Source organism: Streptomyces sp. NA02950, from assembly GCF_013364155.1.
In the GTDB taxonomy this organism is placed as follows: Bacteria; Actinomycetota; Actinomycetes; order Streptomycetales; family Streptomycetaceae; genus Streptomyces.
The window spans coordinates 2282025-2305719 of the sequence record NZ_CP054916.1; the positions used below are offsets into that span (position 1 = coordinate 2282025).

The window sequence follows — 23695 nt, forward strand, 5'->3', positions numbered from 1 at the left end:
CCGGGGCTCAGGGCGCGGGGCGCTCGATCCGCACCGCGCGGGTCCCGGCCGCGGGATCGGTCTCGTCGAGCAGCCGTGCCGCCCGGGTCTCCAGGGCCTCCCGGTCGTCGGCGGTCAGGGGGACGAACGGGGACACGGTCAGCGTCGCCGTGGCGCTGTCGCCCTTCCCGGTGCGGTCGATGCCCCAGACGCCGCCGACGAAGCCGTCCACCAGGATCGTGCCGCGTACCACGCCGTTGGCGCCCATCACCCGCCTCCGGTAGGCGTTGTCCAGCACCCGGGCGCGGTCGGCGTGCGAGAGCAGCAGATTGTCGAAGTCGGCCACCAGCAGCGCCGGAACCGGCGTCCCGGGATCCGGCAGCGGTGCGTCCGGTACGTCGTACAGCTCGCGCCCGCCCTCGTCCCGGAAGGTGCGCAGGCCCGGGCGCAGCCGGTCCAGCACCTCGCGCAGCCCGGTCAGCCCGCACCACTTCTGGACGTCGGCGACAGTCGCGGGACCGAAGGCGGCGAGATAGCGCAGCACCACCGCCTCCAGGGCCTCGGCCGGGGACCCGGTCTCCATCGGCCGTCCGAGCCAGTCCTCCACGGTGGCGTAGCGGGGCCCGCCGCCGCGGCTCCACAGACCGCGCGGCGGCACCTGGACCAGCGGCGCCCACAGCCGCAGCGCGTTCACCAGCGCATTCGGGTCCGCCTCCGGCCGGCGTGCGCCCAGCTCCCGCCGCAGCTCCGCGGGGCCCAGGGCATCCCGGGCCAGCAGCTCCCGCGCCACCGCCACCACATCGGCCGGGTCCGCACCGCGCACTGCGCGCGCGAAAGGCGTCTGCCGGAACGACCGGTCCAGCATCGGCTGCACCAGCGGGCGCAGCCGCAGCGCGTCCTCCGCGCTCACCAGGTGCACCGTGCCGCGCATCAGCACCATCCGCACCACCTGACGCTCGGTCATCAGCGCTTCCAGCTCGGCGAAGGAGAAGCGGTCGAGCCGGGTCCACAGCCCGAGGTACGGCGCCCCCGGCGCCTGGGACTGCATACCGACCAGCCACTCGATCGTCTCGAGGGCGGTCAGGGACGCCGACGGGGGCAGCAGCAGCTGTCGCTCCAGCAGCGCCCGGTTGAGCGCGCGGGGTCCGAGCACGGGGTTCGTCATACCCCCGCACGGTACGGGCCCTTGCGGACATCCACTGTCCTCAACCGTCCGCCACTTCCGATGATCCGTCCCAACGTGCAGCTTTCCAGGGCGAGTTGTGCTTCGATGCCCAACGGCTCAGGACGAACGCGCGAGTAACAAGCGACGGGAGTACGTGTATGGACCGGCGAGGGTTCCTCAAAGGCGTGGCCGCGATCTCCACCGCGGGGCTGATCTCCGCCGCGGGCGGCACGGCGACCGCCACCGCGGCACCACCCCGGCGGCTCGCCCCTCAGGACTGGCTGTCCGCCGTCACCGACTCCACCCCCGTCCAGCGGCTGACCCTGCCCGGCACCCATGACTCCGGTGCCCGCCACGGCGGCCCGTGGGCCGAGTGCCAGAACACCGCCATCGCCGACCAGCTCACCAGCGGCATCCGCTTCCTGGACATCCGCTGCCGGGCCTTCGAGAACGCCTTCCCCATCCGCCACGGCGCCTTCTACCAGCACCTCGACTTCGACGACGTGCTGGGCGCCTGCCGCTCCTTCCTCTCCGCGCACCCGACGGAGACCGTGCTGATGCGGGTCAAGCAGGAGTACTCGGAGGAGAGCGCCGAGGAGTTCCGCCGGATCTTCGACATCTACCTCGACAAGGGCTGGCGTTCGCTGTTCCGCCTCGACGGCACCCTCCCCACCCTGGGCGAGGCCCGGGGCAGGGTGGTGCTGCTCGGCGACTCCGGCGCGCTGCCGGGCGTCCGGTACGGCGACGCCCAGCTCTTCGACATCCAGGACGACTACATGGCCGAGCCGTTCGGGAAGTACCCGAAGATCGAGACACAGTTCCGCAAGGCGGTGGAGCAGCCCGGCAAGCTGTTCGTGAACTACGTCAGCACCTCCGCCCTGCTGCCGCCCCGCTCCACAGCTGACCGGCTCAACCCCCAGGTCAGGGGCTTCCTGGAGGGCGCCGGAGCACAGGGCTGGACGGGGCTCGGCATCGTCCCGATGGACTTTCCGAACACCGCCTCCGGCCTGGTCGACGCCCTCATCCGGAAGAACCCCGTTTGACGGGCGGGCCGCGGAGACCTAGCCCAGGGCGGGCCGGGCGTTCTGTACGAGCTCCAGGGCCTGGTCGGGGAACCACTGCCCCGCCTCGGGGTTGACCGTGCCCCGCTCCGGGTCCTCGGGGCCCGTCCCGCCGCGCAGACACCGCCCGTCGGACTCGCCCGGCGTCTTCACCCACAGCGCCGCGTCCTGGAGCGGATCGCCGGTCCGAGTGGTCGGACGGATGCCCAGACCGCGGTCGGGCGGGTTGCACCACGGCTGCGGATCGGCGTGGTCGCTGCCCTCCGGGGCCCACGGGCCCTGGCCGTTGCGGCTGGTGTCGGTGACGAAGTGCTTCAGCTCCGCCGGGTCGGCGGGGGCGTGGGCCCGGACCCAGGCCGTTGCCCTCCGGTGCGACCAGTTCCGGTCGGCGCAGTCGGCGGGGTCGCCGCCCTCGTCGGCGTAGGCCAGGCAGGAGGAGATCAGCCGTCCGTACCAGGTGTTGGCCGCGTCGGTCTGGTAGTGCGAGACATTGAGTGCGAAGCCGGTGGTGCGGTCGACCCCGGCCTTGAGGAGGCGGGGCACGATGCTGCTGACGGAGTGCCAGCCGGCGTGGCCCGCGTCCAGGTAGACGGCGGTGTTGCTGAGCGCGGTGAGGACGTCGACCGCGTAGTTGATCTCGGAGTAGCGGGCGGCGGTCTTCGGGTCCTCCTCGTTGATGAGCTGGTCGAGGCCCTCGAGGTCGTCGAGGCCCTCGAGGTCGTTGAGGTCGTCGAGGTCGCCCACGATCTCCGGGTCGCCGGTGTCGGGGAGGGCGGGGTCGGCGGAGGCCGTGCCGGAGGCGGAGGCCGTGCCGGAGGCGGAGGCCGTGCCGGAGGCGGAGGCCGTTCCGGGGGCGGAGGGTTCGGGGCTGGGCAGGATGCTCGGCGTCTCCGAGGCGGAGGCCGCGGGGGCCGGGGTCTGGGACGCCGAGGTCTCGGCGGTGGGGGTCTTGGCAGTGGGCTTCGGGGACGCGGGTGTCTGGGCCGCGGGCTTCTCGGCCGCCGTGGATGCGCCGGGCTGGGCCCCGCCCGCGGGGACGGACTGGGTGCCCGGGTCGGGCAGCGGGGGCAGCTCGCCCTCGCCCGTACCCGTGGCCCCGGCATTCGCACTCGCATCGGTACCGGTACCCGTCTCCGCGGCCTGGCCGTCCGCGGGGGCGGACGGTTCGGCCTCGGCCGGCAGGGTACTGGCCTCCGCCTCCCCCGGGCCGTCGTCGCCGTCGCCGCCCCCGCCCGCGTTCTGCGTGCAGTCGGACGGCAGCAGCGCCAGCGAGTCGGGTTCGAGGACGACCAGCGCCTCGCGCTGTCCGATGCCCTCGGCGACGGCGTCGATCCACGCCTGGTACTCGGCGGTGCTCCGCGCACCGCCCGCGGAGTAGCTTCCGCAGTCCCGGCCCGGGACGTCGTACAGCGCCAGGACCGGCACCGTGCCGCGCTGCTCGGCGCTGCGGGTGGTCGTCCGGACCATCCGCTCGACCTGCTCGGGGCTCTCGTCCCCGTACCAGACGGCGTGGGGGGTGCGCACCATGGACAGGACCCCTCTGGCCTCCTGGCTCTCGCCCCGCCAGGCGAGCGTGCTCACCTGGCGGTAGGGGTCCCGTTCGGGTGGCGGGGTGTAGAGACGGCTGCCGCGCAGGGCCTCGCCGACGCCCTGGGGCGTGGCGGCCTGTACGGCCGAACTGGTCAACAGGGGAAGGGCGGTTGCGGCCAGAACGGCCATCGGGGCAGTGAGGGCTTTCCGCTTGCTAGGCACAGGCGCACTCCAGGGGCGGCGGACGGGTCGAATCTGACTCTCACTCAGAAACGCGCGCCCGGCAACGCGGCTGTGGGCCAGGTGGCCGTACCGGTTTCCCGCCCAGGAGTGGCCTTAGATCGGATGAACGTCAGGCGACCGACCCGATCCGGTCCGCGGCCGCCCGGTCGGTGGGGTGGTGGATGGGGGTGTGCGCTCCGGTCAGCGGCACCCCGGTGCCGCCCCGGCGGCTGGCGACGATCTCCCCCGCGATGGACAACGCCGTCTCCTCGGGCGTGTGGGCGCCGAGGTCGAGCCCGATCGGGGAGCGCAGCCGGGCCAGCTCCCGTTCGCCCAGGCCTACCTCGCGCAGCCGTCGCAGCCGGTCCAGGTGGGTGCGGCGGGAGCCCATCGCCCCGACGTAGGCGACGGGCATCCGCAGCGCCCGCTCCAGCAGCGGGACGTCGAACTTCGCGTCGTGGGTGAGGACGCACAGCACGGTCCGGGCGTCCACCTCGGTCCCCTCGAGGTAGCGGTGCGGCCAGTCGACGACGACCTCGTCGGCCTCCGGGAAGCGGTGGGCCGCCGCGAAGACCGGACGGGCGTCGCAGACCGTCACGTGGTAGCCGAGGAACTTCCCGATCCGCACCAGGGCGCTCGCGAAGTCGATCGCCCCGAAGACGATCATGCGGGGCGGGGCCACGGCGGACTCGACGAGCAGGGTGACCGGACGGCCGCAGCGGCTGCCCTCGGCGCCGATGACCACGCTCGCGGTCCGCCCGGCGTCCAGCAGGGCGCGCGCCTCCCCCGCCGCGGTGCGGTCCAGCGCCGCCCGGTCGGCCGCGGTGGCGCCCGCCGGGCCGCCGAGGGTGCCCTCGTACGTCCCGTCCGGGCGGACCAGCAGGGCGCGGCCCAGCAGCCCGTCCGGGCCGTCCACGATCCGTGCGAGCGCCGTCGGCTCGCCACCGGCCGCGGCGGAACGGACCGCGGCGGCGAGGACCGGGCGCAGTGCGGGGTCGGCCGCGGGAACCGGGGTGACCAGGACGTCGATGACCCCGCCGCAGGTCAGGCCCACCGCGAAGGCGTCCTCGTCGGAGTAGCCGAAGCGTTGCCGGACCGGTCGGCCGGTGCCCAGCGCCTCCTGGCAGAGTTCGTAGACCGCGCCCTCCACACAGCCGCCGGACACGCTGCCGAGGGCCGTGCCGTCGGCGTCGACGGCGAGGGCCGCACCGGGCCGCCGCGGGGCGCTGCCACGGACGGCCACCACGGTGGCGACGGCGAAGTCACGCCCCTCCTGGCACCAGTGGTGCAGTTCGGCAGCGATGTCCAGCATGGTGATCAGCTCCTTGTGCGGCCGCTATCGGACCCCGAGCCAGTGCTCGATCGGGTTCAGGGCGAAGTAGATGACGAATACGGCCGTCAATATCCACATGAACACGCCGGGCTCCCGATATCTGCCCCGCGCGGCCTTGATCGCGGTGTAGGCGATCACGCCCGCGCCGACCCCGGCGGTGATGGAGTACGTGAACGGCATCAGGGCGACGGTCAGGAAGACCGGGACGGCCACCGAGCGGTCGGCCCAGTCCACATGGCGGGCGTTCTGCATCATCATCGCGCCGATGACCACGAGGGCGGCGGCCGCGACCTGGCCTGGCACGATCTGGGCGAGCGGGGTGAAGAACAGCCCGCAGGCGAAGAGCAGTCCGGTGACCACGCTGGACAGCCCGGTCCTGGCCCCCTCGCCGACGCCGGTGGCGGACTCGATGAAGACGGTCTGGCCACTGGCCCCGGCCACACCGCCGATCGCACCGCCCGCGCCGTCCACGAACAGCGCCTTGCTCAGCCCCGGCATCCGGCCGCGTTCGTCGGCCAGCTTCGCCTCGGTGCCGACGCCGATGATGGTCGCCATGGCGTCGAAGAACCCGGCCAGTACCAGGGTGAAGACGATCATGCCGACCGTCATCCCGCCGATCTCGGACCAGCCGCCGAACTCGACCTGTCCGAAGAGGCTGAAGTCCGGGGAGGAGACGGCGTGCGAGGGCAGCTCGGGGGCGCGCCCGCCCCAGGCCTCGGGGTCGAGCCCGGCCACCGCGTTGATCACGACGGCGAGGACGGTTCCGGCCACGATGCCGATGAGGATCGCGCCCGGCACCTCACGGGCCTGGAGCATGAAGATCAGCAGCAGGGTGACACAGAAGATCAGTACGGGCCAGCCCGCGAGCTGTCCCTCCACCCCGAGCGTCACGGGTGCGCCCTTGCCCACAAAACCGGCGTTGACCAGGCCGATCAGGGCGATGAACATTCCGATGCCGATGGTGATCCCGTGTTTGAGGGCGAGCGGGATCGCGTTCATGATCACTTCACGGAGCCCGGTGACCACCAGCAGCACGATCACCGTCCCGTACAGCACACACATCCCCATCGCCTGCGGCCAGCTCATATGGGGTACGACCTGGCCGGTGAGGACGGCGGAGACGCTGAGCCCGGCGGCGAGCGCGAGCGGCACCTTGCCGATGAAGCCCATGAGGAGGGTGGAGACGGCGGCGGCCAACGCGGTGGCGGTGATCAGCGCGCTCTGGGCGAGCGTGTGGTGCTGGGCGTCCTCGCCGGACAGCAGCAGCGGGTTGAGCAGCAGGATGTACGCCATCGCCATGAAGGTGGTGACGCCGCCGCGGATCTCCCGGGCGAGGGTGGATCCACGGTCGGATATGAGGAAGTACCGGTCGAGACGGGACCGGCGGGCCGTTCCCTCCGGGGCGGTCGGTGGCTTGATGGCGTGCTGGGTCATGCGGTGCCACTCCCAAGTGTCATAGGGGGTTGGGATGGTGCGCTGGCATCCACGACCCGGGGGACGGCCCGGCTGGTGGTGATGGGGGGGGTTCAGCAGCCCGTCAGATGCTCCGGCCTGATCGGGACCCGCTTCAGGGGGAGGCCCGTCGCCGCGCGGACGGCGGCCACGACGGCCGGGGTGGAGGACAGGGTGGGCGCCTCGCCGACCCCGCGCAGCCCGTACGGGGCGTTGTCGTCGGCCAGTTCGAGGACGTCCACGGGGATGGTCGGCGTGTCGAGGATGGTGGGGATCAGATAGTCGGTGAAGGAGGGGTTGCGGACCCGGGCGCCCTCGGAGACCACGATCTCCTCCATGACGGCGAGGCCGAGCCCCTGGGTGGAGCCGCCCTGGATCTGGCCCACGACGGAGAGCGGATTGAGCGCCTTGCCGACGTCCTGGGCGGCGGCCAGCTCGATCACCTTGACCAGGCCCAGTTCGATGTCGACCTCGACCACCGCGCGGTGGGCGCAGAAGGAGTACTGGACGTGGCCGAAGCCCTGTCCGGTCTCCAGGTCGAACGGCTCGGTGGGGCGGTGCCGGAACTCCAGCTCCAGTTCGACCGGCTCATCGCCGACGATCTCGGCGAGATCGCCGATCACCTCTCCGCCGTCGGTGACCACCTTGCCTCCCTCCAGCAGCAGTCCGGCGGTGGCCCACGCGGGGTGACAGGAGCCGAACCGCTCCCGGCCGCGCCGCAGCACCTCCTCGCGCACCGCCTCGCAGGTGTGCTTGACGGCGCCGCCGGTCATATACGTCTGACGGGAGGCGGAGGTGGAACCGGCCGAGCCCACCTGGGTGTCGGCGGGGTGGATGGTGACCTGGCCGACGCCCAGTTCGGTACGGGCGATCTGGGCGTGCACGGTGACGCCGCCCTGGCCGACCTCGGCCATCGCGGTGTGCACCAGGGCCACCGGTTCGCCGTTGATCACCTCCAGCCGGATCCGGGCGGTGGAGTAGTCGTCGAACCCCTCGGAGAAGCCGACGTTCTTGATGCCGACCGCATAGCCGACGCCGCGTACCACCCCTTCGCCGTGGGTGGTGTTGGACAGGCCGCCCGGCAGTGCCCGGACATCGGTGGACCGGTCGGCGGCCAGCCTCCCCCAGACTCCGTCCGGGGGGACCCCCGGGCGCTCGGGCGGCATCGGCATCGCCTTGACGCGGCGCAGCAGTTCGGCCACCGGCGCCGGGGAGTCCACCACCTGTCCGGTGGGCATCACGGCACCCTGGGACATGGCGTTGCGCTGCCGGAACTCCACCGGGTCCAGGCCGAGTTCCTGCGCCACGGCGTCCATCTGCGCCTCGTAGGCGAAGCACGCCTGGACGGCACCGAAGCCGCGCATCGCGCCGCAGGGCGGGTTGTTGCTGTAGAGGGCGATGGCTTCGACGTCGACGTTGTCGACGACGTAGGGGCCGATCGCCAGGGACGCGGCATTGCCGACCACCGCCGGGGAGGAGGAGGCGTACGCCCCGCCGTCCAGGACGATGCGGCACTGGACGTAGAGCAACTGGCCGTCGCGGGTGGCGCCGTGCTCATAGGTGAGCTTGGCGGGATGCCGGTGGACATGGCCGAAGAACGACTCGTAGCGGTTGTAGACGATCTTCACCGGGCGGCCGGTGCGCAGTGCCAGCAGACAGGCGTGCGCCTGCATCGACAGGTCCTCGCGGGCGCCAAACGCGCCGCCCACGCCGGACAGCGTCAGCCGTACCTTGTCGGCGGGCAGCCCCAGGACCGGTGCGAGCTGGTCGCGGTCGACATGCAGCCACTGGGTGGCGATGTAGAGGTCGACCCCGCCGTCCTCGGCCGGTACCGCGAGCCCCGACTCCGGCCCCAGGAACGCCTGGTCCTGCATGCCGACCTCGTAGTCGCGGCGGACCACCACATCGGCCCGGGCCCGGGCGGCGACGACATCGCCGCGCCGGACGGGCTGGCGGTGCACGATATTGGGGTGCGGGACATGGCTCGCGTGGTGGTCGGCACGGCCCGGGTGGAGCACGGGCGCGTCCGGTGCGGTGGCGGTGGCCTCGTCCACGACCGGCGGCAGTTCCGCGTACACCACCTTGATCCTGGCGGCGGCGCGGCGGGCGGTCTCGGGGTGGTCGGCGGCCACGATGGCCACGGCCTCGCCGTGGTAGCGGACGCGGCCCTCGGCGAGCACGGGCTGATCGTGGATCTCCAGCCCGTAGTGGGTGGCGGCCGGGAGGTCGTCGTGGGTCATCACGGCGTGGACCCCGGGCACGGCCAGCGCCTCGGCGGTGTCGATGGACCGGATCTCGGCGTGGGCGTACGGGCTGCGGAGGGTGAAGCCCCACAGCATGTCCTCGTGCCACAGGTCCGAGGAGTACGCGAACTCCCCGGTCACCTTCAGGGTGCCGTCGGGGCGCAGGGTGGACTCGCCGATGGCGCCCCTGGTGGCGCTGCTGGTCTGGGTGATCCTTCCGGGGGTGGGACCGGCTCCCATGGTCAGCCCTCCTCCCTGGTGCGGGCGGCCGCCAGGCGGACCGCGTCGAGGATCTTCTCGTAGCCGGTGCAGCGGCACAGATTGCCGGACAGGGCCTCGCGGATGTCGGCGTCGGACGGGTCGGGGTGGCGCTCCAGCAGTTCATCGGCGGCGACGAGGAGTCCGGGGGTGCAGAAGCCGCACTGGACGGCCCCGGCGTCGATGAACGCCTGCTGGACGGGGGCCAGCGGGGCGCTGCCACCGGGGCGGGGCTGCCGGCGCCGGGCCTCGTCGAGACCGGTGCCGGAGGTCTGTTCCGTACCGCCGGACGCGATGGTGGCACCGCCGGACGCGGCGGCGCCGCGCCGCTCGGCGAACTCCGCCAGGCCCTCGACGGTCACCACCTCGCGCCCCTCGGCCTGACCGGCCGCGACCAGGCACGCACAGACCGGGGCACCGTCCAGACGGACCGTACAGGAACCGCATTCGCCCTGCTCACAGGCGTTCTTGGAGCCCGGAAGACCCATCCGCTCACGCAGCACGTACAGCAGGGACTCGCCCTCCCAGACGTCGTCGGCCTGCTGGGGCCGCCCGTTGACCGTGAAATTCACGCGCACTGTACGGTCCTCCCGTTCCCCTCGCGGTACGCCTCCCAGGTCCAGCCCAGCGTGCGGCGGGCCATCACCGACACCGCGTGGCGGCGGTAGGCCGCGCTGCCGCGGACGTCGTCGATCGGATTGCAGGCGCCGAAGCACAGCTCGGCGAACCGGCGGGCGATCGACGGGGTGATGACGGCGCCGCTGTCCCAGAAGCCGCCGTCGGCGAGCGCGGCGGTCAGGAACCGCTCCGCCTCCCGTGCCCTGATCGGCGTGGGCGCGGCCGAGCCGATGCCGGTACGGACGGTGCGGGTGCGCGGATGCAGCGCCACGGAGAACGCGCACACCGCGATGACCATGGCGTTGCGGGTGCCGACCTTGGAGAACTGCTGCGGTCCGTCGGCCTTCTCGATGTGCACCGCCCGGATCAGCTCATCGGGCTCCAGGGCATTGCGCTTGACCCCGGTGAAGAACTCCTCGACCGGGATCAGCCGGGTGCCGCGCACCGACTCCACCTCGACCTCCGCACCCGCCGCCAGCAGCGCGGGGTGGGCGTCCCCGGCGGGCGAGGCGGCCCCGAGGTTGCCCCCGACCGTGCCGCGGTTGCGGATCTGCGGGGAGCCCACGGTGTGCGAGGCGAGCGCGAGACCCGGCAGCTCGGTCCGCAGCTCCTCGATGATCCGGGTGTAGGGGACACCGGCGCCCAGCCGGACCGTGCGCTCGCCGACCTCCCACTCGGCCAGCTCGCCGATACGGTTCAGATCCAGCAGGCAGTCGGGCCGCCGATGATCGAAATTGATCTCGACCATGACATCGGTGCCGCCCGCGATGGGCACGGCCGTGGGATGCTCCGCCTTCGCGGCGAGCGCCTCCCGCCACCCGGCGGGGCGCAGAAAGTCCATGGGTCTCTCTTCTCGGGTCAGCGGGTGGGGGCGGGAGGACGGCAACCCGGCTCCCCCAAGAATGTGCACGCGGCTCATCGCCAGTAGACCGACGTGTGGGCCACCTGGTGCAGTCACCGAAGGCATGAAGCAGTTGGCTGGCCAGCGGCCCGGTCTTGTAGATTCGAACGAACAGCGAGGGGTGGAAACCTCGCGGTATTCGACCGGTGACAAGAACAAGATCGGCTGGCATCACCATGCGGCTGCGCGCACTGCTGGAGACCGACGTCCTGGGCCTGCGCCTGCTCGGCGGCGAGGACGAGCTGGACCGCACCGTCCGCGGCGTGATGACCACCGATCTGCGGGACCCCAGCCGCTATCTGTCCGGCGGCGAACTGGTGCTCACGGGGCTGGCCTGGCGCCGCGAGCCGGACGACTCCGAGCGGTTCGTACGGATCCTGACGGCCGCCGGGGTGGCCGGGCTGGCGGCGGGCGAGGCGGAGCTCGGCGCGGTGCCCGAGGATCTGGTGCTGGCCTGCGCCCGGCACCGGCTGCCGCTGTTCTCGGTGGTCGAGGACGTCTCGTTCGCGTCGATCACCGAACATGTGGTGCGCCAGGTCTCCGGTGAGCGGGCCGGGGACCTCGCGGCGGTGGTGGACCGGCACCGGCGGATGATGACGTCCGGCCCCGCGGGCGGCGGCCCCGACGTGGTCCTCGATCTGCTGGGCTCCGATCTCGACCTGCCCGCCTGGGTGCTCTCCGCCACCGGCCGCCGGATCGCGGGCCCGGGCGCCCCCGCCCCCTCCCCGGAGCTGCCGCCGGAGATCCGGGCCGAGCTGGCGGGCGAACATCTCGCGGCACGGCGTACCGGGCGGCGCGGCCCGCACCGGGTCACCGCGGCGAACGGCGCCACCTACTCCCTCTTCGCCATCCGCAGCGGAGAGTCCGCGGACGTACGTGACACCGTCCTGTCCGACTGGCTGCTGGCGGTCGGCGCGGACGCGGGCGACTGGCCGGAGGAGCGGCTCGATCTGCTCCACGGGGTCACCCAGCTGATCGCGGTCGAGCGCGACCGGCGGGACGCGGCACGTACGGTGCGGCGACGGCTGGCCCAGGAGGTGCTGGAGCTGGTCCAGACGGGCGCCCCGCCCGCCGAGATCGCGGCCCGGCTGCGGGTGGCCGCCCCCGTGCTGCTCCCCGGACTCGGCTCGGCGCCGCACTGGCAGGTGGTGGTGGCCCGGGTGGAGTGGGGGTTCACCGGGCCGAACGGGGAGGACGGGCAGGAGACGTCCGCGGGCGGCGCGGCGGGCGGCGGCGTGTCCGGCGGGCCGGTCGCCCAGGCGCTGCTGGAGGAGATCCTGGTCGATCCGGACGCGACCGGGCCGGAGCCCTCGGACCGGATCGCCGTGGCGCACACCGGTGAGGAGGCGGTGGCGCTCGTACCGCTCCCGGCGCACCCGGACGGACCGCCGGACGCCGCCGACTCCTCGACGGCGGGCTCCGGCGCGCACGGGTCCGGTGCGAACGGCCCCGCCCTTGACGCCGGGCTGCACGCGGACGCGCTGCTCGCCGCCGTCCGCGAGCCGCTCTCCCGCGGACTGGACGGCGACGGCCGGCTGACCCTCGGGGTGAGCGCCGCCGTCCCCTCCGCCGACGGGCTGCGCGGCGCCCTGGAGGAGGCCCGGCACGCCCGCCGGGTCGCGGCCGCCCGCCCCGGCCGGGTCTGCGCCGCCGGTCACCAGGAGCTGGCCTCCCACGTCCTGCTGCTCCCCTTCGTCCCGGACGACGTCCGCCGCGCCTTCACCGCCCGGCTGCTCGACCCGCTGCGCGAGTACGACCGCCGCCATCGCGCCGAACTGATCCCCACCCTCGAGGCGTTCCTCGAATGCGACGGGTCGTGGACGCGGTGTGCGGCGCGGCTTCATCTGCACGTCAACACCCTGCGCTACCGGGTCGGCCGGATAGAGCAGCTGACCGGACGCGAACTGTCCCGGCTCGAGGACAAACTGGACTTCTTCCTCGCGCTGCGCATGAGCTGACGAACTCCCACGAGCCCCGTGCGCACTCCCGCGCCCCACCGATGCGCCTGAAAGCCACCGCCCCGGTCAGGGGTTTGTGAATTCGTTCACACCAACCTCTTGGCCCGCCCGCGCATTCATGCTGAGATTCGCCTCACGGCTTCCGGCTCGATGGCGCGCTTGGGGAGGGCAATGTGGCGGACACCGCCATGTCACCACCTGGATCGTCAAATTCCGATTCCGAGGTACCCGCCGGGGTACCTTCCGAGGAACGTTCCGAGGTACTGGCGGGGCGCGGGGACACCCCCCTCGACACGGCTGTCTGGCGGCTGCGTTCGCGCGGCTGCTGGAAGGACGCCGCCGAACTGCTCACGCCCTACGCCGGGGACGACGCCTCGGCCGCGCTCAAGCGCAGCGTCGTCCTGATCGAACGGTGCATGTACACCTCCACGGGGTGGGACGCGGCCGAGGACGCGCTGCGCGCCGCGGAGGCGCTGGCGCTCACCGACGCCGAGCGGGGCGCCACGGCGTGCGAGCGCGGCTATCTCGCGTACGCCTCCACCCTGTTGAGCGTCCGCGACCGCGCCGACGAGGCACGCACCGCGCTCGGCCGCGCCGCGGCACTGCTGGCGCCCGGCTCCCCCACCCGCCCACTGCTGGACTTCCGCCGCGGGCTGATCTCCCAGCACCTCGCCCACAACCCGACCGGCGCCCAGGCCGCCTTCCAGCGTGCCCACGCGGGCGCGGCGGCCCACGGCGACGTCCTGCTGACCTCGTTCACCTGGCGTCACCTGGCGGCCATGGCCGAGGAGGAGGGCAACCTCCCCCAGGCCCGGCACGGCTTCGCCGAATCGCTCCGCATCCGGGAGGAGCTGGGCTACCTGGTCGGCATCGCCCCGGCCCTGGCCGCCCTGGCCGATGTGGAGACGGACCCGGAGGAGGCCGAACGGATGCGCACGGAGGCGGGCCGCCTGGTGCGACTGCTGGGCGGCGTCCCGGTGTGGCTCGCCGACCAGTTAGGCCACACCGAACCACCCCTCGACGGCCACCGCCCCTGACACACCACGGGTGGGCGGCCCGGGTGCCGGGCGATCCGTGGGGGCCGCCCGGCACCCCCGTCCGCCCGGCACCCGCCCGCCGACCACACGCCGCGGGCGCCGTCACCCGATTGCTTTAATCGGCCTCACCGGGCGGCCCGGTGCGGTGGCCGAGCGGGCATACCACGGAGGACGGTCATGGCGGGGATTCTCACCTCACTGGTCGACGCGGCCACCGGCACCGACCGGGGCAAGGCCGGGGACACCCTCACCCTCACCGGATCCGGCCTCGGGAGCGCCACCCGGGTGAATGTCGGCCGCGCGGCTCTCACCCCGGCGGGCGCGCCAGCGGGCGCCCGTCCGAGGCGCCGCCCCAGACCGCCCCGCGGGCGTAACGGCGCGCCTCGTCGCCGTGAACCCGCCCGGCGACCAGCCGCCCCAGGCGGGACAGGCACGCCTCGTCCGTTGGACGCACAACCGACGGGCCGGTCCGGGCCCGGCGTGCCGGGGAAGGAACCCGGAGCGATACGCCGGGCCCCGGCCATCGGGCGGGGTCCCGCGGCGCCCCGGGCGCGGCGGGTGGGGCCGGTGCGGCCCCACCGCCCGCACCGGCCGCAGGCCGGTCAGGCGCCGCTGGTGAAGTGTTCGCGGACCAGGGATTCGACGACGTCCAGGTCGCGGGCGGCCAGGGCGTCGAGGAGGGCCATGTGCTCGGCGGCGTCCGCCACCAGGTCGGCGGTGCGGACCGGGCGGCCGCAGGCCAGGGGCCACTGGGCGCGGCGGTGGAGTTCGTCGGCGACGATCACCAGCTGCTGGTTTCCGGACAGACTCAGCACGCTCTGGTGGAAGGTGCGGTCGGACTCCAGATAGGCGGCCCGGTCCCCCTTGGCGGCGGCGGCCGCCGTGGCCTCGGCGAAGGGCCGCAGCAGCGCCCAGCGCTCGGGCGCGATGGCCCGGGCCAGGCCGAGCATCACGGGGACCTCCAGCAGCGCACGGACCTCGGCCAGCTCGGCCAGCTCGCGCTCGGTGCGGCGGGCGACCCGGAAGCCGCGGTTGGGCACCACCTCGACGGCACCCTCGCCCGAGAGCTGCTGCATCGCCTCCCGCACCGGGGTGGGCGAGACGCCGAAGCGCTCGGCGAGGGCCGGGGCGGAGTAGACCTCGCCCGGGGTCAGGTCACCGCCGACCAGCGCGTCCCGCAGCGCGTCCAGGATCTGTCCACGGACGGAGTGGCGCCGGGGGGACGGGCGTGCCGCGGGCACACCGGACGAGGGCAGCGGCTCCGTTGCCGCCTCCGCTTTGGCCTGCTCCACTCGGGTCCTCCTGACATGCCATCGAAACGATATGCGGCCGCCGCGTGAGGTCAAAGCCCGGATAACATCAAGTAAAGTGAGGCTAACCTCACTCCGTGCCTCGCGAATCGGCGGTCCCGCATGTCCGTGCCCCCGCTCCGCCCGTTCCATACCGAACCCGTCCGCACCGGCCCCGCCCCCACCGACGCGCTGCTCGGCGCGTACCGGCGGCTGGCGGAGGCGCTGCCCTCCTGCGCGGTGACGGTCACCACCGGCACGGTGCCGCCCACCGGCGCGGGCTGGGTCCACGCGGCGGACCTCGCCGCGGGCGGACCCGCGCTCGACGCCTATCTGGCCTGGGACGAGGCACAGGTGGCGCGCGACTACGGCCAGCGGGCCCGGCCCGATGTGATCGCCGGGTTCGGGCTGCACCGCTACGCCTGGCACATCTGTCTGCTGTTCACCGTGCCGTGGTTCCTGCGCCGCCGGGTGCCACGGCTGACGGTCGGCCAGGTGTCGTACCACCGGACGCGGGGCCGGATCGCGGTGCGCACGGGCGAGTTCGCCTGTCTGCCGGACGATCCGGCGGCCGTGCTGCCGGGCGCCCGCCCCGTCGCGGACGAGGAGGCGCTGCGCGCCGGGCTCCGGACGGCCGCGGCCGAACACCTCGGCCCGGTGCTCGACGCGTTCCGGCCACGGATGCGCCGCGGCATCCGCGCCCTGTGGCGGATGGCGGCGGACGAGATCACCGAGGGGCTGTGGCACGTCGGCGGACTTCTGGGCGAAGAGCCGCGAGCGGTGGCGGAGTTGACGGCATTGCTGCCGGGACCCGGCGATCCCTATCCGGCCGGGGCCGCGTTCCGCGCGACGGCCGGGGCCGAGGGCGGGCCGACCGTCACCCGGAGCCGGGCCAGTTGCTGCCTCTTCTCCACCCTGCGGCCGGAGGAGCCGTGTGCGACCTGTCCGCGCACCGCCGACGCTGAGCGGATCGCGAGCCGGGCCGCGAACTGACCGTTCGGATTACCCGCCACCGGGTTCCGTGAATAGAATCAAGCCGCTTGCACAGAGCGAGCGTTCGAACCGTAACGCACCTATCCGCGTGTCCCCCCGCCCACTTGGCGGCCTCTTGTCCGGAAACCGCTCGATGCCGGGCCGGAGTCCGCCAGGATGTCGCGCGTGTAGGCCGCACTGCGGCCAGAACTTCACGGAAGCGAGGCAAGGGGCACCGGATGAGACTGACCGACATATCGCTGGGCTGGGCCCTGCCCGTCCTCGTGGCACTCCTCGGTGTTGTGGGGGCGGTGGTGGTCCTCGCCCGCGGTCGCAACGACAAGAAGACGGACAGCGGCCCCACGGACTCCTGGGAGCGCAGCGAGGAGCGCCGCCGGCGCAAGGAGGCCATCTACGGGATGGCCTCGTACGTGCTGCTGTTCTGCTGCGCCGGGGTGGCCGCCGCGCTCTCCTTCCAGGGTCTGGTCGGCTTCGGCCGGGAGAACCTGGCGCTCTCGGACGGCTGGGAGTACCTGGTCCCGTTCGGCCTCGACGGCGCCGCCATGTTCTGCTCGGTGCTCGCGGTGCGCGAGGCCAGCCACGGTGACGCGGCGCTCGGTTCGCGTCTGCTGGTGTGGATGTTCGCGGGCGCCGCGGCCTGGTTCAACTGGGTGCACGCACCGCGCGGTATGGGCCACGCGGGCGCCCCGCAGTTCTTCGCGGGCATGTCGCTGTCGGCCGCGGTCCTCTTCGACCGCGCGCTCAAGCAGACCCGCCGCTCGGCACTGCGCGAACAGGGCCTGGTGCCACGGCCGTTGCCGCAGATCCGTATCGTCCGCTGGCTGCGCGCTCCCCGTGAGACCTTCGCCGCCTGGTCGCTGATGCTGCTGGAGGGTGTGCGGACACTGGACGAGGCGGTCGAGGAGGTCCGTGAGGACCGCCGCGAGAAGGAGAGCAACCGCAAGCGCGAGCGCGAGCAGGAGAGGCTGGACCGGGCCCGGATCCGCGCGCTCAACCGGCAGCACCGGGCATGGGGCCGCCGCGGCGGCCGTCAGGTGGACGTCTCCGTCGCCACCGACCGGCCCGCACAGCTCAGTTCGGAGCCTGCCCTAGCCGACAAGGTGCTGGAGCCGGTGGGAAACGCCGAGCAGGCGCGGCTGTCCACGTCCTCCGCCCGTCCCGCCCTCCAGTCCGCGACGGTCGGTGACGGCGACAGCGAGGACTGGGACCGCGACCGGGATTTCAGCTTCGGCTTCGGTGACCAGGACTGGGCCTTGGACAAGGACAAGGACAAGGACGCCGAAGCCGACCGTCCCCGCACCGTCGACCTCACCGCCGAGGACGACACCCTCACCATCCCCCGGCTGGACTCCCTCGAGGAGAAGCTGGCACAGATCGAGCGCGCCTTCGGCTGAGCGACGACGCGGACGGGCGACGGCGTCGGCGGGGCACTTCGCCGCCGTCGTCCCGCCCGGCGTCGTCCGCCCGCCGTCGTCCGCACGCCGTCCGCCCGCGATCAGCACGCCGTCACTCCACGAGGCCGTCGGCCTCCAGCTCGAACCACAGGGCCTTGCCCACCCCGTGGGTCCGTACGCCCCAGGCGTCCGCGAGCGAGTGCACCAGCAGCAGCCCGCGCCCGGAGGTGGCGTCCTCCGGAGGGCGGGCCCGCAGCGTCGGATGGCGGGCGTCGAAGTCCCGCACCTCCACCCGTAATCGGCCCGCGACCCGCGCGGCGGGCCCGTCCCCCAGGGCGGCCGTGACCTGGGCCCCGCGGCCGGTGTGCACCAGCGCGTTGGTCACCAGCTCGCTGATGAGCAGTTCGGCGAGATCGGCCCGGCCCGGTCCGCCCCAGCGCCGCAGCATCTCCCGCAGCTCCGCCCGGACCTCCGCCACCGCGGCCAGCTCGTCCCGCGCCAATCGTTTGCTGAGGACCGGGCCACGCTCCACCTGGACAGCCTCCGCAGCCTTCGCCCTCGGATCCGGCCGGCCGACCGGCAGCCGGCCCGGCCGTACACGCTGACGCTTCATCCTCCCCCGCCCCGGCCGCCCCTGGCGGGCGTCCAGCGTTGATTGCCGTCGAACACGCTCACGGAAATGCATGCCCGCGTGTTGCGGCCCACACACCGAGGGAACTGTTGGGAGTGATCCGCTCAGCGCCGAGCTCGAGGAGCCGTGATGCACGACGACCGACTGTTGGTGGAAGGACGCCTGGACCGGGCGCTGAACCAGTTCATCCGGCCCGCCCAGTATCCGCAGCGGGTGCCGCTGGCGCTGTTCGCCTGGCGGGCGCCCGGTGAACCGGTGCCGGTCGGCGAGGCGCTGGAGGCCCCGTACGAGCGGTTCGAGACCGGCACGGACTGGGGCAGCCCCTGGTCGACCTGGTGGTTCCGGCTGGAGGGCGCGGTCCCGGCGGAGTGGGCCGGGCGCCGGGTCGAGGCCGTCATCGACCCCGGCTTCAGCGGTGACGGGCCGGGGTTCCAGGCCGAGGGGCTGGTGTACGACGTCCACGGGGTGCCGCTGAAGGGCATCCATCCGCGCAACCGCCACATCCCCGTCGCGGCCCCCGCGGAGGGCGGCGAACCGGTGCGGCTGCTGCTGGAGGCGGCCGCCAACCCGGCCGTGCTGCGCGACGGTTTTGTGCCGACGAACCTGGGTGACGTGCTGACCGCCGGGGACCGGCCGCTGTACCGCTTCGCGTCGGCCGATCTGGCCGTGCTCGACGGACAGGTCTGGCATCTGGTGCTGGACATCGAGGTGCTGTCGGAGCTGATGCGCGAACTGCCCGCGGACCGGCCGCGCCGCCATGAGATCCTGCGCGCCCTGGAGAACGCGCTCGACGCCCTCGATCTGCACGATGTGCCGGGTACCGCGGCCGCCGCCCGCGCCGAACTGGCCGACGCGCTCAGCCGTCCCGCGCACGCCAGCGCCCACCGGGTCTCGGCGGCCGGACACGCCCACATCGACTCGGCGTGGCTGTGGCCGCTGCGCGAGACCGTGCGCAAGGCCTCCCGCACCTTCGCCAATGTCACCGCGCTCGCGGGCGACTACCCCGAGCTGGTCTTCGCCTGCTCCCAGGCGCAGCAGTACGCGTGGGTGAAGGAGCACCAGCCGCACATCTGGGAGCGCATCAAGAAGGCGGTGGCGGACGGCAACTGGGCACCGGTCGGCTCGATGTGGGTGGAGTCGGACGCCAATATGCCCGGCGGGGAGGCGCTGGCCCGGCAGATCGTGCACGGCAAGCGGTTCTTCCTCGAGGAGCTCGGGGTGGACACCCAGGAGATCTGGCTGCCGGACTCCTTCGGCTACACGGCCGCCTTCCCGCAGCTGGCGAAGCTGGCGGGGGTGAGGTGGTTCCTCACCCAGAAGCTGTCGTGGAACCAGACCAACAAGATGCCGCACCACACCTTCTGGTGGGAGGGCATCGACGGCACCCGGGTCTTCACCCACTTCCCGCCGGTGGACACCTACAACGCCCAGTTCCACGCGGGCGAACTGGCCCACGCGGAGCGCAACTTCGCCGACAAGGGCCTGGCCACCCGCTCGCTGGTGCCCTTCGGCTGGGGCGACGGCGGAGGCGGACCCACCCGCGAGATGCTGGAGAAGGCACGGCGGCTCGCCTCGCTGGAGGGCTCGCCGAAGGTCGAGATCCACAAGCCGTCGGTGTTCTTCACCGAGGCCGAGCGGGAGTACGGGGCCAAGGCCCCGGTCTGGTCCGGCGAGCTGTATCTCGAACTGCACCGCGCCACGTACACCACGCAGGCCAGGACCAAGCAGGGCAACCGGCGCGGTGAGCACCTCCTGCGGGAGGCGGAGCTGTGGGCCACCGCGGCCTCGCTGCACGCGCCGGACCATGTCTATCCGTACGACGACCTGGACCGGATCTGGAAGACGGTGCTGCTGCACCAGTTCCACGACATCCTGCCCGGCTCGTCGATCGCCTGGGTGCACCGCGAGGCGCGCGAGACCTACCAGCGGGTGTTCGCGGAGCTGGAGGGGATCGTCGCGACGGCGGTGACGGCGCTGGGCGGCGGCGGTCCCGCGGTGCTCAACGCCTCGCCGTACGAACGCGAGGAGGTGGCCGTGGTGGACGCGGAGACCGCCGCCGCCCTTCCGCCGGAGACCCCCTCCCAGCCGCTGGGCGGCGGGCTGACGGCGGTGCCGGTGCGGGTGGCCGGGCTGGGCGCCGCGGCGCTTCCGGCCGCCGCCACCCCGGGCGAGCCGGGGGTGACCGCGCTGAGCGACGGCCACCGCATCGTGCTCGACAACGACCGGCTGCGGGTGACCATCGACGCCGACGGGCTGCTGACCTCGGTGCTGGACCTGGACGCGGGCCGTGAGGTGCTGGCCCCCGGCGCCCGCGGCAACCTCCTCCAGCTGCACCCCGACCACCCCAACCAGTGGGACGCCTGGGACATCGACCGGCACTACCGGCGCACCCGCACCGACCTCACCGAGGCCGAGCACGTCGAGCTGACCGAGTCCGGACCGCTGCGCGCCACGGTGCGGGTGGTGCGCTCGTTCGGCGCCTCGCGGGTGGTCCAGGACCTCACCCTGGCCGCGGGCAGCCGCCGTCTCGACATCGCCACCGAGGTGGACTGGCAGGAGTCGGAGAAGGTCCTCAAGGCGGCGTTCCCGCTGGACCTGCACGCCCGGGTGTCCACCGCGGAGATCCAGTTCGGGCATGTGGACCGCGCCACCCACACCAACACCGGCTGGGACGCGGCCCGGTTCGAGATCTGCGCCCACCGCTGGCTGCGGGTGGCCGAACCCGGGTACGGGGCCGCGCTGCTCAACGACTCGACGTACGGCCACGATGTGACCCGCAGCGTGCACCCGGTGCCCGACGGCGACGGTGACGAGCGCCAGGTGCTGGGCACGACCGTACGGCTGACGCTGCTGCGCGCCCCGCACAGTCCGGACCCGGAGACCGACCTCGGCACCCACCACTTCCGCTACGCCCTGCTGCCGGGCGCGGAGGTGGGGGACGCGGTGGCCGGGGGTCTGGCGCTGAACCTGCCGCTGCGTGCACTGCCCTCCGGTCCGCCGGCCCTGGCACCCCTGGTCTCGGTGGACAATCCGGCGATCACCGTGGAGTCGGTCAAACTCGCCGAGGACCGCAGCGGCGATGTGGTGGTGCGGCTCTACGAATCGCACGGCGGCCGGGCGGCGGGCACCCTGGTCACCGGCTTCCCGGTGACACGGGCGGAGGTGACGGATCTGCTGGAGCGTCCGCTGCGTCCCGCGGCGGCCGGTGCGGGCGGGCTGAGCCTGGCCCTGCGGCCGCACCAGATCCTCACCCTGCGGCTGCGGCCGGTGTCCGGGTAGGGCAGCGCCCGAACAGGCGATCTCCCCCACATCGTCCGACTCACTGTCGTGCCGTCTCATCACACGTTATGTTCCTCGTCGTCGGCGCTCCGCTGGGCGGCGGCGAGGGCGGCGGAGCACTCGAACCCGGCGGCACCGGTGGCCGTTGGGACGCCGTCGTCCCCCGGGCCCGCCTCCGACCGGCCGCCCGCCCACGACCCGGCGGCTCCGCACGCTCCAGATCGGCGCCTCGGCCGTCGCCGCCACTCTGACCGTCGTCGCCCTGGTCGCGCTCAGAGCCTGGTCCTCGGGCGACGACGCACCGCCGCCCGGTACCCAGGAGCGGGTGGCCGCATCCGTGACGGAGGCGATGACCGGCAAGAAGCTCGTGATAGGTGACCTTCCGCGTCCCGGTGCGGCACACCGGATATCTGACGCGGTTCGGCCACGCCCCCTTCAAGGGCGGCTATCGCGACTGGGCGAAGGGCAAGCCCATCACCAAGCCCACGACCCAGCCGCCGACACCGCAGTGGGGCACCCCTCGCGGCACGGCCGGTGAGACACCGGCGGCGGGGTGAGGTCAGGGCCGCGGCAGGTTGCGCAGATTGGAACGGGCCATCTGCACCATCCTGCCGACGCCCCCGTCCAGCACCATCTTGCTGGCCGACAGTGCGAATCCGGTCACCATCTCCGCCTTGATCCTCGGCGGGATGGACAGCGCGTTGGGGTCGGTGACGATGTCCACGAGCGCGGGCCCCTTGCGCCGCAGCGCGTCCCGCAGTACCGCCCGCAGATGTTTGGGCTTCTCCACCCGGACCCCGTAGACCCCGGCCGCTTCGGCGAGGGCCGCGAAGTCGGGGTTGCGGTTGGTGGTGCCGTACGCGGGCAGCCCCGACACCAGCATCTCCAGTTCGACCATGCCGAGCGAGGAGTTGTTGAACAGGATCACCTTCACCGGCAGGTCGTACTGGACGAGGGTGAGGAAGTCGCCCATCAGCATGGTGAATCCGCCGTCGCCGGACATCGACACCACCTGGCGGCGGCGGTCCAGGAACTGGGCGCCGATCGCCTGCGGCAGCGCGTTGGCCATCGAACCGTGGGTGAACGAACCGATCACCCGGCGGCGGCCGTTGGGGGTCAGATAGCGGGCGGCCCAGACGTTGCACATCCCGGTGTCAACGGCGAAGACCGCGTCATCGGCTGCCTCCTCGTCCAGGACCGAGGCCACGTACTCGGGGTGGATGGGGACGTGCTTCTCGACCTTGCGGGTGTAGGCCCGGACCACGCCCTCCAGCGCCTCCGCGTGCTTCTTCAGCATCCGGTCCAGGAAGCGGCGGTCGGTCTTGGGGCGCACCTTCGGCGTCAGACAGCGCAGTGTCTCGCGGACATCGCCCCACACCGCGAGGTCCAGTTTGGAGCGTCGGCCCAGATGCTCGGGGCGCACATCCACCTGCACGGTCGTCACATCGTCCGGGAGGAAGGCGCCGTACGGGAAGTCGGTGCCCAGCAGGATCAGCAGATCGCACTCATGGGTGGCCCCGTACGCGGCGCCGTAGCCGAGCAGCCCGCTCATGCCCACGTCGTAGGGGTTGTCGTACTGGATCCACTCCTTGCCGCGCAGGGCGTGGCCCACCGGGGCCTTCACCCGCTCGGCGAACTCCATCACCTCGTCGTGCGCCCCGGCGGTGCCGCTGCCGCAGAAGAGCGTGACCCGGTCCGCCGCGTCCACCATCCGCGCCAGCTCGTCGATCTCCGCGTCGCCCGGGCGCACGGTGGGCCGGGAGGTCACCAGCGCGTGTTCCTCGGCGCGCTCGGGGGCCGGGCGGGCGGCGATGTCACCGGGCAGGGTGACCACACTGACCCCGCCGCGGCCGATCGCGTGCTGGACGGCGGTCTGGAGGACGCGCGGCATCTGCTGGGGGCTGGAGATCAGCTCGCAGTAGTGGCTGCACTCGCGGAACAGCTGGTCGGGATGGGTCTCCTGGAAGTAGCCGGTGCCGATCTCGCTGCTGGGGATGTGCGAGGCGATGGCCAGGACCGGGGCCATCGAGCGGTGGGCGTCGTAGAGCCCGTTGATGAGGTGCAGATTTCCCGGGCCGCAGGAGCCCGCGCAGGCCGCGAGGGTGCCGGTCAGCTGGGCCTCGGCGCCCGCGGCGAAGGCGGCGGCCTCCTCGTGCCGGACCTGGATCCAGTCGATGGCGGCGTTGCGACGGACCGCGTCCACCACGGGGTTGAGGCTGTCGCCGACCACCCCGTACAGCCGTCGCACCCCGGCGCGCACCAGGATGTCCACGCATTGCTCCGCCACCGTCTGCTTGCCCATCGCGCGCCTCGTTCCTTCCGCCCTGGGGTTGCCGGGGTTCGCACACCCCT

General features: G+C 73.1%; 17 protein-coding genes. 7 read left to right on the forward strand and 10 right to left on the reverse strand.

Features of this window, described 5'->3' with window-relative positions:
- Positions 1–7 precede the first annotated feature (7 nt).
- A complete protein-coding gene (locus tag HUT19_RS09610; protein WP_176180057.1) occupies positions 8–1144 on the reverse strand; it encodes a winged helix DNA-binding domain-containing protein in 1137 nt (378 codons plus the stop codon).
- Positions 1145–1302: 158 nt separating this feature from the next.
- Between HUT19_RS09610 and HUT19_RS09615 the strand changes: the two genes are divergently transcribed.
- Positions 1303–2187, forward strand: a complete 885-nt coding sequence (locus tag HUT19_RS09615) for a phosphatidylinositol-specific phospholipase C (protein ID WP_176180058.1) — start codon at positions 1303–1305, stop codon at positions 2185–2187.
- An 18-nt stretch (positions 2188–2205) separates the two neighbouring features.
- Here HUT19_RS09615 and HUT19_RS44225 read toward each other — a convergent pair whose 3' ends face one another.
- The 6 genes from HUT19_RS44225 to HUT19_RS09650 all read right to left on the reverse strand — a co-directional run bounded on the left by HUT19_RS44225 (position 2206) and on the right by HUT19_RS09650 (position 10702).
- Positions 2206–3924, reverse strand: coding sequence for a glycoside hydrolase family 6 protein (locus HUT19_RS44225; protein ID WP_368661682.1), 1719 nt, complete (start codon positions 3922–3924; stop codon positions 2206–2208).
- 163 nt (positions 3925–4087) lie between these two features.
- Entirely contained in the window at positions 4088–5269 is a 1182-nt protein-coding gene (locus tag HUT19_RS09630) for an XdhC/CoxI family protein (protein ID WP_176180059.1), read from the reverse strand.
- A 24-nt stretch (positions 5270–5293) separates the two neighbouring features.
- The gene (locus HUT19_RS09635) at positions 5294–6724 is read right to left on the reverse strand and encodes an NCS2 family permease (RefSeq protein WP_176180060.1); all 1431 of its coding nucleotides are present in this window, start codon (positions 6722–6724) and stop codon (positions 5294–5296) included.
- A gap of 92 nt (positions 6725–6816) precedes the next feature.
- Positions 6817–9225 (reverse strand): xanthine dehydrogenase subunit D, encoded by a 2409-nt coding sequence (pucD, locus tag HUT19_RS09640; RefSeq protein WP_176180061.1) that lies wholly within the window; start codon positions 9223–9225, stop codon positions 6817–6819.
- A 2-nt stretch (positions 9226–9227) separates the two neighbouring features.
- Complete coding sequence (locus tag HUT19_RS09645) at positions 9228–9821, reverse strand: (2Fe-2S)-binding protein (protein WP_176180062.1); 594 nt, start codon at positions 9819–9821, stop codon at positions 9228–9230.
- The gene (locus tag HUT19_RS09650; RefSeq protein ID WP_176180063.1) at positions 9812–10702 is read right to left on the reverse strand and encodes a xanthine dehydrogenase family protein subunit M; all 891 of its coding nucleotides are present in this window, start codon (positions 10700–10702) and stop codon (positions 9812–9814) included. The genes HUT19_RS09645 and HUT19_RS09650 overlap by 10 nt, the downstream gene beginning before the upstream one ends.
- Before the next feature lie 236 nt (positions 10703–10938).
- Between HUT19_RS09650 and HUT19_RS09655 the strand changes: the two genes are divergently transcribed.
- Both HUT19_RS09655 and HUT19_RS09660 read left to right on the forward strand, forming a co-directional pair.
- Positions 10939–12720, forward strand: coding sequence for a PucR family transcriptional regulator ligand-binding domain-containing protein (locus HUT19_RS09655; RefSeq protein ID WP_176186702.1), 1782 nt, complete (start codon positions 10939–10941; stop codon positions 12718–12720).
- Positions 12721–12908: 188 nt separating this feature from the next.
- The gene (locus tag HUT19_RS09660; RefSeq protein ID WP_176186704.1) at positions 12909–13757 is read left to right on the forward strand and encodes a hypothetical protein; all 849 of its coding nucleotides are present in this window, start codon (positions 12909–12911) and stop codon (positions 13755–13757) included.
- A gap of 602 nt (positions 13758–14359) precedes the next feature.
- Here HUT19_RS09660 and HUT19_RS09665 read toward each other — a convergent pair.
- Positions 14360–15049: a GntR family transcriptional regulator gene (locus tag HUT19_RS09665; protein ID WP_176180064.1), complete on the reverse strand. Its 690-nt coding sequence runs from the start codon at positions 15047–15049 to the stop codon at positions 14360–14362.
- Positions 15050–15169: 120 nt separating this feature from the next.
- Between HUT19_RS09665 and HUT19_RS09670 the strand changes: the two genes are divergently transcribed.
- Entirely contained in the window at positions 15170–16039 is an 870-nt protein-coding gene (locus tag HUT19_RS09670) for a (2Fe-2S)-binding protein (protein WP_176180065.1), read from the forward strand.
- Between the two features lie 218 nt (positions 16040–16257).
- Positions 16258–17433, forward strand: a complete 1176-nt coding sequence (locus HUT19_RS09675; RefSeq protein ID WP_176180066.1) for a DUF2637 domain-containing protein — start codon at positions 16258–16260, stop codon at positions 17431–17433.
- A 112-nt stretch (positions 17434–17545) separates the two neighbouring features.
- Here HUT19_RS09675 and HUT19_RS09680 read toward each other — a convergent pair whose 3' ends face one another.
- Entirely contained in the window at positions 17546–17965 is a 420-nt protein-coding gene (locus tag HUT19_RS09680) for an ATP-binding protein (RefSeq protein ID WP_254885504.1), read from the reverse strand.
- 228 nt (positions 17966–18193) lie between these two features.
- On the opposite strand from HUT19_RS09680, the gene HUT19_RS09685 reads away from it, so the two are divergent.
- Together HUT19_RS09685 and HUT19_RS09690 are read left to right on the forward strand one after the other, a co-directional pair.
- Positions 18194–21343, forward strand: coding sequence for a glycoside hydrolase family 38 C-terminal domain-containing protein (locus HUT19_RS09685; RefSeq protein WP_176180068.1), 3150 nt, complete (start codon positions 18194–18196; stop codon positions 21341–21343).
- 374 nt (positions 21344–21717) lie between these two features.
- Positions 21718–21900 (forward strand): hypothetical protein, encoded by a 183-nt coding sequence (locus HUT19_RS09690; protein ID WP_176180069.1) that lies wholly within the window; start codon positions 21718–21720, stop codon positions 21898–21900.
- Between the two features lie 2 nt (positions 21901–21902).
- Here HUT19_RS09690 and HUT19_RS09695 read toward each other — a convergent pair whose 3' ends face one another.
- Positions 21903–23645, reverse strand: a complete 1743-nt coding sequence (locus HUT19_RS09695) for a pyruvate dehydrogenase (RefSeq protein WP_176180070.1) — start codon at positions 23643–23645, stop codon at positions 21903–21905.
- Positions 23646–23695 lie beyond the last annotated feature (50 nt).

Coding starts and splice junctions, on each gene's coding strand:
- HUT19_RS09655 (WP_176186702.1), top strand. CDS start 10,939: ATGCGGCTGCGCGCACTGCTGGAGACCGACGTCCTGGGCCTGCGCCTG.
- HUT19_RS09610 (WP_176180057.1), bottom strand. CDS start 1,144: ATGACGAACCCCGTGCTCGGACCCCGCGCGCTCAACCGGGCGCTGCTG.
- HUT19_RS09615 (WP_176180058.1), top strand. CDS start 1,303: ATGGACCGGCGAGGGTTCCTCAAAGGCGTGGCCGCGATCTCCACCGCG.
- HUT19_RS09695 (WP_176180070.1), bottom strand. CDS start 23,645: ATGGGCAAGCAGACGGTGGCGGAGCAATGCGTGGACATCCTGGTGCGC.
- pucD (WP_176180061.1), bottom strand. CDS start 9,225: ATGGGAGCCGGTCCCACCCCCGGAAGGATCACCCAGACCAGCAGCGCC.
- HUT19_RS09670 (WP_176180065.1), top strand. CDS start 15,170: ATGTCCGTGCCCCCGCTCCGCCCGTTCCATACCGAACCCGTCCGCACC.
- HUT19_RS09685 (WP_176180068.1), top strand. CDS start 18,194: ATGCACGACGACCGACTGTTGGTGGAAGGACGCCTGGACCGGGCGCTG.
- HUT19_RS09660 (WP_176186704.1), top strand. CDS start 12,909: ATGTCACCACCTGGATCGTCAAATTCCGATTCCGAGGTACCCGCCGGG.
- HUT19_RS44225 (WP_368661682.1), bottom strand. CDS start 3,924: ATGGCCGTTCTGGCCGCAACCGCCCTTCCCCTGTTGACCAGTTCGGCC.
- HUT19_RS09675 (WP_176180066.1), top strand. CDS start 16,258: ATGAGACTGACCGACATATCGCTGGGCTGGGCCCTGCCCGTCCTCGTG.
- HUT19_RS09635 (WP_176180060.1), bottom strand. CDS start 6,724: ATGACCCAGCACGCCATCAAGCCACCGACCGCCCCGGAGGGAACGGCC.
- HUT19_RS09650 (WP_176180063.1), bottom strand. CDS start 10,702: ATGGACTTTCTGCGCCCCGCCGGGTGGCGGGAGGCGCTCGCCGCGAAG.
- HUT19_RS09630 (WP_176180059.1), bottom strand. CDS start 5,269: ATGCTGGACATCGCTGCCGAACTGCACCACTGGTGCCAGGAGGGGCGT.